Here is a 12,084-nt window from a genome sequence, read left to right as displayed (position 1 = left end):
GGAGAGGATTTTATGAAAAAAGCATATTTTAAAGCTGAGGATAATACAAATGAAATAGCATTCCCTACGACTTTATCATATTTTGAAAGATTGGAGAAAGAAGACAAAAACTTTGAACATAATACTTCTGAAGAAATGCTAGAATATCAAAAAATGGCATTGAATAATGTTTTAGATTTTGCAAGAAAGAACAATAAATTTTATAGAGAAAGAAATCAAAATCTAAGCTTTTCTGAATTAAACAAAATACCTCTATTATTAAAAAAAGATATTCGAGGCAAAAAAGACTTAATTAAATGTGTTTCTAATGAAAAGATTGGTCAATTACATCTTACTTCTGGTACAACAGGTAAACCAACATATATAGCATATACTTTAGCAGACCAATATATTTATGATCTTTTACCGCAGTATAATGAACTCTTTCCGTTTGAGGCTAGAGATATAGTTGGTGTCGCTTTACCTTATGAATTTGCTTTACCTGCATTGGGATTTCAGCGGCTCTTTCAATTTGTTTTTGGTTCTATGGTATTATCACTAGGAAAAGGTGGGTATATGGCACCAGTGGAAAAAGCCTTAGAGTTGCTAAAAGAATATCAACCAACAGTGATTACAACAACTCCTTCTTATGCTGCCTTATTATATGATGAAGCCATAAGATTAGGCTTTAATCCTAAGGAATTTCAAATAAAAAGATTTATTTTGACTGGAGAAGGTTGCTCATTTACATATAGAAAGCAATTAGAAGAAAGATGGAATTGTAAAATGACTTTCTTCTATGGATCAACTGAAATAGGCTTAATTGCAAAAGAATGTATTAAACAAAATGGTTACCATATTTGTGAAGGGCATGTGTTTGTAGAAATTTTAGGAGCTAATGGTGAGCCTGTACCAAACGGAGAAATGGGAAATATAGTTGTTTCAACTTTATTAAGAGAAGGAATGCCTATGATAAGGTACAATACTGAAGATATAGGGATTATTACCGAAGAAACGTGTGAATGTGGTTGTAGAATGAAAAAATTATTTCTTTTTGGAAGAGAAAGTGATCAAATTTGTTTGAAAGAGGGAAATTTTCCACCATTAGTATTGGAAAATGTATTACTAAAAAGTAATTATATAACGTTATGGTATCAGTTTGTTATAGAAAATCAAAAGTTAACAATAAGATGTGAAAAATTATTTCCGAATATATCTGAAAATGAAATAACTATGGAATTAAAGAAATTATTCAAAGACAATTTTGATATTACCTGTGAGATAGAAATCACAGATAATATTCCTAAGCATAAAGGGAAAAATCAACGAGTATTTTACAAAAAATAGGGAGAGATTTGATGGGAGAAAAAGTGGTGTTTTCAAAAAAGGTTTTAGGAGAAATGTCGCAAAAGCAGTTATTAAATAGAGCGATTGATCAAAGTGTAACTTATGTTGAATCCTCTGGTACAAGCGGTATTCGAGGATATGGTTGGTATAGTGATTTTGAATTAAAAGAGATGTCCAATCATATTATCAATAAAGGAGTTCAATTATCTGAAAATGATACAATAATGATTAGATTTCCGTACACATTATCTTTACCAGCACATTTAATAGAAGCTAGTGCTAAAAAAAGTAAGTCAATTATTATCCCAGTAAGTAGTAGAACAGAAATGGCTCCATATTTTAAACTTTTAAGTTTGATGAAAGAACTAGAGGTAACTGTTTTCGCAGCGAACCCAAGAGAAATTGAACTCTTGTTTGAGGCGTTGAGCGTTCAACAACTTACTCCTAGTGAATACTTGCCTAATTTACGAGCTTTTGTAACTGCTGGCGAAGTATTAAGTCATAAAAGAAAGAACTACATAGAGCTTGAGTGGGGGATTGAAGTATTCAACTTATATGGAGCAACAGAAGTAGGCAATTTTGGATATACTTGTGAATTTGGAAATATGCATATGGATGAAGAAAATTTTTTTATAGAAAAAGTGCAGCAAGGTGAGTTTTCCTTATTATCGACAGGTCTTAATAAAAATGTGTATATTACTAATAAAAAAAATCATACTTCGAAAATTAGAAATTATGAAATTGAAGATATTATAGAGGTCTTGTCAGAAAAATGTAGTTGTGGAGATTATAATAAGCTAATTCGTGCTAGAGGAAGAATTAGTGATGTAATAAAGTTAAGTAATAAAGAAATAGATATGTTCGAAATACAAGAGGCAATTTATTCATTGAATGACGTTCCTTTTTTTGGGAAGTTCATGTAGAAAATGAGAATGTCGAAATAAGAATGGAGTATAATATAGATAAAATAATAAATAAATCCGAACTAGAAAGAGAGCTGAAAGATAAACTAGAACTACTTTCTGCAAAAGTTCATATTTTTAAAGAAGGCGAGCTAGTTGATCGTGGAAAAATATTTAAGTATCCAATAAGCAGAAAACCTACGTACATATACAATACAAGAGAAAAAAAGATTAAATCAAAACTTGAATATGGAAAACAAAAACTTCAAAATAAAAATTATCATAGGGCGAAATTATGCTTTAAAGATATAATTAAAGAATATGAATTTTCAGAAGCGTATACTTGGTTAGCTGCTACTATTGGCTCAGAGGCAGAGTCAAAATCATTGATGGAAAAAATCACATTATATCCAAGTTTAAAAAAATATACTGAGTTAGCGGTCAAAAAAAATCCATATGATCCATTTGCTCATTATTTATTGGCTATGCTATTATACAAAACTCCTGAAGAAATTGGGGGAAATCGTAAAAAAGCATTAAGTCATTTTAGAATGTGCAAATATTTAGGATATAAGGAGGACATATCAGTTTATTTTGAAGAGCTGATTTAATGAATAAAAAAATCTTAGTGAGGAGGACGGTATGGATTTTGTTAAAATAAAGGATTTAGTTAAAAGATATGGAGATCATATAGCGTTAAATATAGAAGATATTTCTATTAAAGAAGGTGAAATGACTGGATTATTAGGACCTAATGGTGCTGGAAAATCTACTTTGATTAGCATCCTAACAGGGCTCGATGATCAATACAGCGGATCAGTTTTATATAGAGGAGAAGAAAAGATTTCTAAAGAAAACATCGGCTATGTTCCACAAGATATTGCCTTATATGAAGAATTGAACGCTATAGATAATTTAACATTTTTTGGATCTATGTATATTAGTAATCGAAAAAAAGTTAAAAGTAACGTTAAAGAGATTATTGATATGGTTGGATTAAATAGTAAGGCTAACAAATCAATAAAGACTTATTCAGGGGGAATGAAAAGAAGAATAAATATTGGAGCAGCCTTGGTTCATGAACCACAACTTCTTTTTTTTGATGAACCAACAGTAGGAATTGATCCACAATCAAGAAATTATATTTATGAAATTATCTATAATTTAAAGAATGCAGGGAAAACAATAGTTTATACTACTCACTATATGAATGAAGTAGAAAAATTATGTGATTTTATTTATATTATCGACGAAGGAAAAGTTCTTCTAAAAGGAAGAACGAAAGAACTGTTACAAAGTTTAGGAAAGGGTATATTAGAGTTAACAGTTAAAGATATATCAGTTACTGGTAGAATGCTTTCAATTGCTAAGGGAATTCCAGAAGTCAAGTTATTAAAAGTAAGGGAAAATACCTATTATTTTAGTATGAATAAAAGCATAGAAGAAATAACAAAAAAAATGTTAAAAAAAACCAGTGAAAATAAAATTGTAATTGATTCACTAAATTATTCCCCTCCTAATTTAGATACGTTGTTTCTAATAACTACTGGAAAAGAGTTAAGGGAGGGATAACAAATATGAAATGGAAATATATTGCAATTAAAGATATAAAAATTCTCTTGAAAGATCCTAGCGCGCTAGTTGTATTATTACTACTACCATTAATGTTCATGATTATTATGAGCTTTGCGTTGAAAAATGAATATGGTAGTAACGATAATCCAGTTATTTTAGGATACTTTGATAAAGACAACACTAGAGCATCTCGTGATTATCTAACTAAATTCGAGGAGTCAAGAGGACTTTCTTTAAAAAAAATAAGTTCGGCAGAAGAATTTTCTAGATATAAGGAAGAAAATAAATATATTGTTTTACTTATGATACCTGAAGGATTTGAGAAATCAATAATCAACAATACTAAAATTAATATTGAAATGTTTTCTGATGCCACTCAAGCAACTACAGCAAATGTGTTGATTCAGTCAATTAAAGGGATTTCTAGAGCTTTTGAAGTCAAGTATCAATTAGAAAGTTATGGCAGAAAACAGGCGGGTCTGACTAACGAATTTGTTAATGAAGCTGTTGGACAAACAATTAAAGATATTGAAAATAATTTAGGTATGTCCATACATGCTAATAGTTTTCAAAATGAAGACAAGGAAAAAAGTATTAGTAAAGATACAGAAAAATTAATGAAGGAAGAAGTAGAAAAACAAACAATTTTCGTTGAAAATGTATTTAGTAATGAACAAAAGAAAGCACCAAACTCGTTTCAACAAAATGTTCCTGGATATGCTGTGATGTTTGCTTTTTTTATTGTCATGTGGTCAGGAAAATCGTTTTTGAAAGAACGAGAAAGTGGTACATGGAAGAGGTTGTTAACATCTAAAGCTAGTTCATTTGACATATATTTTGGTAAATTTATTCCAAATTATGTAGTGAATTTTTTTCAAGTTCTTTTTTTATTTATATTTGGAAGCTTGGCATTTAAAATGAGTCTAGGGAAAAATTTGTATGCTTTGATTTTGTTGATAGCTATTTTATCTTTATGCAGTACGTCTTTAGGAGTATTGCTGTCATTGATTGCTAAAACTGATTCCCAACTTACAGGCTATTCATTGTTTATTGTTCTATTTTCAGCTGCATTAGGAGGGACTATGGTTCCTCTAAGTTTAATGCCTGATATGATGCAAAATGTTGCAAAACTAGTTCCACAATCATGGGCATTAGAAGGATTTCAAACAATCATTGTAAATAATGGGAATATTTCAAATATAGCAACAAATTTTATTGCTTTATTAGGTTTTTCATTAGTATTTTTGCTGAGTTCCTTGGTCCTCATTAAAATAAAAAAATAGGAGATTGTACAATGCGGTCTGTAATAAAAAACATTAATGATATGGCTAATTTGTACCCTAATAGAGAAGCATATATTGGGATAAATGAAAAAGTAACATATAAAGAATTAAATGAAAAGATTTCAAAAATGTTGATTTTTCTCAGTAAAATAGAAAATAATATAGATCAAATATGTACTATTTGTCAAAAGGAATCTAATGCGGTAGCCATATTATTAGCAACTAGTTTACTAAACATTGATAATTCAATAATTCCATATGATGCACATCAGTATACTAAGATTGAAGATGTAGAGTTTACCAATGATGTTATTGTTATTTCGGAAGAAGATTTTGACAAAAATACTACCATTTTAACAGATGTGAGTAATCATTTTATTAATAGTCCTATTGAAAAAATTAATATCAAAGATATAGTTGAAAAAGAATCGTTAAAAGATATTCAATTGTTTTTTGAGAAAAGTTGCAGCCCTGCTAAATTAATATTATATACTTCAGGAACTACAGGAAAATCTAAAGGGGTCATTGTCAGCTATAATCAATTTAACTTTATTAATGTCCCAATTACTGAGCAAAATGAAGGCATTAATATCATCACAAAAGGTAGTTCAGTAAGACCATTTTTGGGGACAATACTTTCAACTTTGAAAGAAGGAAAAACTATTCTTCAAATTGACGTAGATAATTGTTTTGATATGACTAATCTATGTGAAAGAGCAGATATAGAATCTTTAACTACAAATATATATGGAATAAAAAAATTTATTTCTATAGCTAAAAAGAATAAACATCTTTATAATAGGATACCTTTGGTTACAATTACAGGAGGAGTAATGTATCAATTTTTAAGAGAAAAATCAGTTGAAGTGTTTCCTAATGCAAAATTGTTAGATTTATATGGACAAACAGAATTAGGGTTAATATCTGTTATTGATTCAACAGAATGGTGTGAAAATGAATATTGTGTAGGGACACCTAGTTTTTTTGTGGATGTCACTATAAAAGATTTGCATTCTCATATGGAGCTTAAAGAAAGAGAGATTGGACATATAACTGTCAAAAGTAACCACAAATTTAAGGGGTACAGTAACCATACAGCTATAGCGCTCGATGAAGTGTACACAGGAGATTTGGGATACCTTAAAGATAGTAAATTATATTTATTGGGTAGAATATCCGATTGCCTAAAATATGGGGACTCTTGGTTGTTAAAAAGAGACATAGAATGTAAGTTATCTGAAGGGTTTTCAGAAAAATTTCAAGTTCTGGTAAGAGATGGAAGATTTTATATAATTTTAGAAAGGCACTCTTCTAGGATAGAAAAAATTATTGAAGACAAATTTAGTTCATTCAAGCAATTGATTCAAATAAAAATTGTTCAGGAAATAAACGAAACAAATTAGTATACAAAATCTAGTTATCAAATTTTGAGTACTAATAATTTATAGATTAGGAATAAAGCCTATTAAAAATAGCTTTCTTTCTATAAAAAAGAAGCTGGAACCGAAGAAACAATGTAACTAAATAATTATAAATATATTGAAGATTAAGTAAATACACTATGACTAGATGCTTTATCAAGAAAAATATGTTAATTAGTAGTACAGGCAATGAGGAAAAGTAGAGTATTGTTGAATCAAGAGGAGAAAATTCACTGGATTTTTTGTATGTATTGAAGAGATCGGGTTTCCTCCGTTTATTAGTTTTTAAGAGTGGAGCAAAAATCTAAAGTGATTTTTATCTCACGCTCTCAAGATAGCTTCTAATGAGGTATTAAAAGCCTCGCAAATTGTTGAGATGAAGTTGGTTTCTTGACCACTAAGCATAACAAAGAAGACTGAAAATAAAAACGATTTTCGGTCTTCTTTGTTATGCTTTTTGAGGATTATGCCCCAAACTCTGTTTTCATTTCTTTATACACACTTTGACAATCGTTGCTTAATTTCTTCCAACAAATCCTCTTCTGAAGAAACAACCCGACCATTCAATTTAATCAAACCAACTGTATAAAGGTTTAAATAATGGAATTGATTTTCAGCGACTTCGTTCAAAGCATCAAGCTTTTGGTGATTATTAGCACCTTGTTGGCGGCTGTCTGTGTAAAGGGCAACCACCGGAATTCCTTTGGCATAAGCAACACCAATTTCGGAAGCTACGCCCGCATCAATGGTTGGTCCGTCTAATAAAGCAACCAATAAGTCGCTAGCAAGGACGTTTTCTGTATCTGCTAAGGCAATCATTTTACTATCGGCATAAGCCGATTTGTCGTTAATCGCCGCATTTTCTTGTGGTAAATAAAGATCGATTGTTTTATCCAATTGTCGAATTTGTTCGACTAAATAGGCATTATAACGTAAGTCAGCTTGCGAAAATAAAGGTCCTGCAAAATAAATTTTTGTCATTTGTCTGTCTCCAATCCAAGGGTTTAGAAATAATCACTGAAATAAGCTTCTTGGTCAGGAAAAATCCGTTCCAAAGAATTTAAAGTTTCTTTATCTGTATCAATGCGCTCAATTCGATGTAAGTACGAAGGGCGTCGGTAATTCATGACTAAACAAGTTAGTGTTTGAATATCTAAGTGAACGGCGGTGCCTAGAGGTTCATCTGTAATGGTCACTTGATCATTTTCATCCCAAATTAAGCCGAAAATACCATTATTCCACTCAGCAACAGGATCTTTAACGACAAAATGGAAGGGCTTAGCTGTACTTTCAAAAGGAAAGTTTTCTAAAAAGGCTTTGACATCAACAATTCGCGCCATATAATAGGGTTCAATGCTTTCTTTAATTTGGCTGTCTTCTAAAAGAAAGGCTAATGGTTCGTTTTTATAGATATCGCCCTTGACCCAATAAACCATCGAAAAATGCGCAGTAATAAAATTCCACAAGCCATTTCGGGCTTCTTGGTTCAAGTAAAACATTTCCTTAATATGAAATACCTCATCGGCCACCCAATAGAAAAGTACTCCTAAAGGTTCTTGATTGGCACCATAATAGACAGCAGCAGTCCGTTCTTCCTCGTTTTCGAAACGCCAATATTCTTCCCAGTTGAAGGCACTACGAATGAGCGCGCCGTGATTTTGACGAGCGAATCGCGCATAGACATCAAAGACATCTGGGTGATCGACAGCTAATCGTTCAATCATTCCTGGAACAGGAACGGTTTTTGGTAATTGCGTATCCCGAATTTTAAAAGATAACTTGTCGGACATGATTTCCCAACCTTTACGTCGGTAATAAGGAATGTTGTAAGGGAAAAGATAAGAAATCCACTGTTTATCTTGGCGCATTTCTTCTAATGCCGTTTGAATCAAGTCTTTCATTAAGCCGTGGTTGGCATATTCAGGATAGGTACCGACACCAGTAACGCCGCCCATTTTATACAAAGCGCCATGGATATTGACTTCGCATGGATAGATAGCAATTTGTGAAATTAATTGATTTTCGTGAAACCAGCCAAATACTTTTGAAAGTTCTAAAATCGGTTGTTTTGATTTGATAAATGCGCGTTTGTTTTCAAAACCACTTTCTTCAATATCTGCTTCAGTCACTTGAAAAACATAGGAAAGAAGTTCATTAAATTGATCAATGTGTTCTTCCTCAACAGGCTTTAAGGTCAGTTGCTTTCGAAATTCTTGTTCATCCATTTTTCCATCTCCAATAAATTTACTGTTTTTAGTATACCAAATTTTTCGAAACTCTGTTAGCCTTTCGAAACCAAAAGAATAAAAGGGAAGTGCTTTAAATCTTCTTCAAAAATTGGTATAATGAAAAGTGCTGATTATCCTAGACCTTTAAACATGATAATTTGATAAAAAAGGCAACTAAAATATAACAATTGATTGATGAAGCTAGCAGGGAGCTAGCTTTTCTTAAAAGAAATGAGGCAAAAAATGAACAATAAAGAAATGAAAGCAAGACAAGAGAAAATTCGTAATTTCTCGATCATTGCCCACATTGACCATGGGAAGTCAACTTTAGCCGACCGGATTTTGGAAAAAACAAATACAGTCAGCAGTCGAGAAATGCAAGATCAATTACTTGATTCAATGGATTTAGAGAGAGAACGCGGCATTACCATCAAATTGAACGCAATTGAATTAAACTATACAGCCAAAGATGGTGAAACCTATACTTTCCATTTGATTGACACACCAGGGCACGTCGATTTTACCTACGAAGTTTCTCGTAGCTTGGCAGCTTGTGAAGGGGCTGTTCTAGTTGTTGATGCGGCGCAAGGAATTGAAGCGCAAACGCTAGCAAATGTCTATTTGGCATTGGATAATGACTTAGAAATTTTACCTGTTATTAATAAAATTGATTTACCCGCCGCTGATCCAGAGCGTGTTCGGACAGAGATTGAAGACGTAATTGGAATTGATGCATCGGAAGCTGTTTTAGCAAGTGCAAAAGCAGGGATTGGGATTGAAGATATTTTAGAACAAGTGGTGGAGTATGTACCAGCTCCATCAGGCGATATTGAGGCTCCTTTAAAGGCTTTGATTTTTGACTCTATTTACGATAGTTATCGGGGGGTCGTTTTAAACATCCGTGTAATTGACGGTGTCGTTCGTCCTGGGGATAAAATCCAAATGATGAGTAACGGTAAAACGTTTGATGTAACAGAAGTCGGCGTTTTTTCACCGAAACCAATTGCTCGTGATTATTTAATGGTTGGTGATGTGGGCTATATCACCGCTAGCATTAAAACGGTTCAAGATACACGGGTCGGGGATACAGTGACTTTGGCCGACAATCCAGCAGCAGAAGCACTACCAGGCTACCGCAAAATGAATCCAATGGTTTATTGTGGCTTATATCCAATTGATACGTCGCGCTACAATGATTTACGGGAAGCATTAGAAAAATTACAATTAAATGATGCGGCGTTACAATTTGAACCGGAAACATCGCAAGCTTTAGGGTTTGGTTTCCGTTGTGGTTTCTTAGGTTTGCTGCACATGGATGTTGTTCAGGAACGTTTGGAACGAGAATTTAATTTAGAGTTAATTACAACAGCACCGTCTGTAATCTATCACGTTAATAAAACTGACGGAACAACCGTTGTTGTTGACAACCCAGCTGAATTTCCAGAACCAGTAACGATTGAATCTGTGGAAGAACCTTATGTTAAAGCGCAAATCATGGTGCCAAACGATTATGTAGGAGCAGTAATGGAATTATCACAACGTAAACGTGGCGAATTCATTACAATGGATTACTTAGACGATTATCGTGTAAACGTAGTTTATGAAATTCCGTTATCTGAAATCGTGTTTGACTTTTTCGATAAATTGAAATCAAGTACAAAAGGCTATGCATCCTTAGATTACGAAATGGCTGGCTATCGTACCAGCCGTCTAGTAAAAATGGATATTCTATTAAATGCTGAAAAAGTGGATGCTTTAAGCTTTATTGTTCACCGAGATTTCGCATTTGAGCGTGGTAAAGCGATTGTTGAGAAACTGAAAAAACTAATTCCACGTCAACAGTTTGAAGTCCCAGTTCAAGCGGCGATTGGTCAAAAAATTGTGGCTCGTTCAGATATTAAAGCCTTACGCAAAAACGTACTGGCTAAATGCTATGGTGGCGATGTTTCTCGTAAACGTAAATTGTTAGAGAAACAAAAAGAAGGGAAGAAACGGATGAAACAAATTGGATCCGTGGAAGTTCCTCAAGAAGCCTTTATGGCGGTTCTGAAGATGGATGAAGATGATCAGAAAAAATAACTTATCAAAAAAGTACCTCAGTCTGAGCTGAGGTGCTTTTTTTGAAAATATAAATTAAAGTAAACTACATTTTAAAATAAAACACGCAAAATTGCGTGCTTTTTTATATTGTGATAGAATATACATACGAAAGCTTATAAATAATCAAAATAATTTTGCAAATCAAGTAAATAAGGAGAGAACAAATGGCTGGAACAATAAAAGAAATTGCTGAAAAAGCAGGAGTATCTAGGGGAACTGTGGATCGAGCATTGAATAATCGCGGCCGAATCAATCCTGAGGTTGCTGAAAAAATTAAAACAATAGCGAAAGAAATGAACTATGTTCCGAAGAAAAAAAAGATGGCCAAAGAAGAACCAATCAAATTAGGTGTTGTGACACAATTGGCAAAATCTTCTTTTATGATTCCAATTCGATCAGGTTTACAAGCAGTTATAGGTGATCTAAAAAAAAGAAATATCGATTGCTTTTTAGAGGAAATAGACGGGGTCGATGAAGCGGCGCAGTTACAGGCACTTGAACGCTTGTTAGAACTTGGTGTAAAAGGAATTGCCATCATGCCAGTTGATAGTGTGGCGATTAGGGAAAAAATCAATCAGCTTACGGAACAAGGCATTAAGGTCATCACATTCAATTCGGACATTGTTGGTAGTAAACGTCAATGCTTTGTCGGAATGGATAACTTTAAAAGCGGGAAGACAGCTGCTGGATTATTAGGAATGTTGACAAAAGGAGAGGGAGATGTCCTAGCTATTACTGGATATTTTGGAAATAGTGTGAATAGTTTACGAGTTGCTGGTTTTGTTGAAGAATTGAAACAGTCATTTCCACAATTGAAATTAACAGGTGTTCAAAGCAGTTTTGATTCGAGCGATGAAGTCGAAAAGATTTTAAGTGACACATTAGAGAACTATACTAATTTAAAAGGTGTCGTTGTGTTTTCAGGAGGTCAAGCAGGAATTGCTCGTGTGTTGAAAAAAAGGGCAGGGAAAGACAGACCGTATGTGATTATCTATGATTTAACTGAGAAAAATATCGAGATGCTGAAAAAAAATCAAGTTGATTTTCTAATTGATCAAGATGGTTTTACGCAGGGCTATCGTTCTTTGCTATTATTAGCGAATCAACTACAGAACAATAAAATTATGACAGAAGAGATGTTATTTACAGATATCATTATTAAAACAAAATATAATCTTTAACAGAAGTGTGAAGCTTGCTGTAAAGCAATTCATGCTTCTTTTTTTGCGTTCTTTTGAAACGCACGCAA

10 protein-coding genes are annotated in these 12,084 nt (G+C 32.8%); 8 read left to right on the top strand and 2 right to left on the bottom strand.

Translation table 11 applies throughout. The annotated features are described in order from the left end of the window. Positions 1–12 precede the first annotated feature (12 nt). From IGK27_RS09015 to IGK27_RS08990, 6 genes are read left to right on the top strand one after another with little or no spacing between them, the layout of a single operon-like run. Complete coding sequence (locus tag IGK27_RS09015; RefSeq protein WP_002370415.1) at positions 13–1,326, top strand: phenylacetate--CoA ligase family protein; 1,314 nt, start codon at positions 13–15, stop codon at positions 1,324–1,326. A gap of 11 nt (positions 1,327–1,337) precedes the next feature. Then, the gene (locus tag IGK27_RS09010) at positions 1,338–2,249 is read left to right on the top strand and encodes a hypothetical protein (RefSeq protein WP_258078483.1); all 912 of its coding nucleotides are present in this window, start codon (positions 1,338–1,340) and stop codon (positions 2,247–2,249) included. Between the two features lie 23 nt (positions 2,250–2,272). Further along, complete coding sequence (locus IGK27_RS09005; protein ID WP_258078484.1) at positions 2,273–2,839, top strand: hypothetical protein; 567 nt, start codon at positions 2,273–2,275, stop codon at positions 2,837–2,839. Positions 2,840–2,870: 31 nt separating this feature from the next. After that, positions 2,871–3,800: an ABC transporter ATP-binding protein gene (locus IGK27_RS09000; protein WP_002378529.1), complete on the top strand. Its 930-nt coding sequence runs from the start codon at positions 2,871–2,873 to the stop codon at positions 3,798–3,800. A gap of 5 nt (positions 3,801–3,805) precedes the next feature. Beyond that, positions 3,806–5,086: an ABC transporter permease gene (locus IGK27_RS08995; RefSeq protein ID WP_010818445.1), complete on the top strand. Its 1,281-nt coding sequence runs from the start codon at positions 3,806–3,808 to the stop codon at positions 5,084–5,086. An 11-nt stretch (positions 5,087–5,097) separates the two neighbouring features. Beyond that, entirely contained in the window at positions 5,098–6,489 is a 1,392-nt protein-coding gene (locus IGK27_RS08990; RefSeq protein ID WP_033626421.1) for a class I adenylate-forming enzyme family protein, read from the top strand. A 510-nt stretch (positions 6,490–6,999) separates the two neighbouring features. On the opposite strand, the gene IGK27_RS08985 is transcribed toward IGK27_RS08990, so the two are convergent. Next, entirely contained in the window at positions 7,000–7,488 is a 489-nt protein-coding gene (locus IGK27_RS08985; RefSeq protein ID WP_033626420.1) for a nucleoside 2-deoxyribosyltransferase, read from the bottom strand. Between the two features lie 23 nt (positions 7,489–7,511). Next, positions 7,512–8,732 carry a GNAT family N-acetyltransferase gene (locus IGK27_RS08980; protein ID WP_002356813.1) on the bottom strand — a complete coding sequence of 407 codons (1,221 nt, stop codon included), beginning with the start codon at positions 8,730–8,732 and terminating at the stop codon, positions 7,512–7,514. 246 nt (positions 8,733–8,978) lie between these two features. Between IGK27_RS08980 and lepA the strand changes: the two genes are divergently transcribed. After that, complete coding sequence (lepA, locus tag IGK27_RS08975) at positions 8,979–10,814, top strand: translation elongation factor 4 (RefSeq protein ID WP_002362155.1); 1,836 nt, start codon at positions 8,979–8,981, stop codon at positions 10,812–10,814. A 185-nt stretch (positions 10,815–10,999) separates the two neighbouring features. Further along, the gene (locus tag IGK27_RS08970; RefSeq protein ID WP_002385780.1) at positions 11,000–12,016 is read left to right on the top strand and encodes a LacI family DNA-binding transcriptional regulator; all 1,017 of its coding nucleotides are present in this window, start codon (positions 11,000–11,002) and stop codon (positions 12,014–12,016) included. Positions 12,017–12,084: the final 68 nt, after the last annotated feature.

This window comes from Enterococcus sp. DIV0236 (assembly GCF_050558525.1).
Lineage (GTDB): Bacteria > Bacillota > Bacilli > Lactobacillales > Enterococcaceae > Enterococcus > Enterococcus faecalis.
The sequence above is the reverse complement of the archived record's forward strand: the minus strand, read 5'-3'. Positions and strand labels throughout refer to the sequence as shown.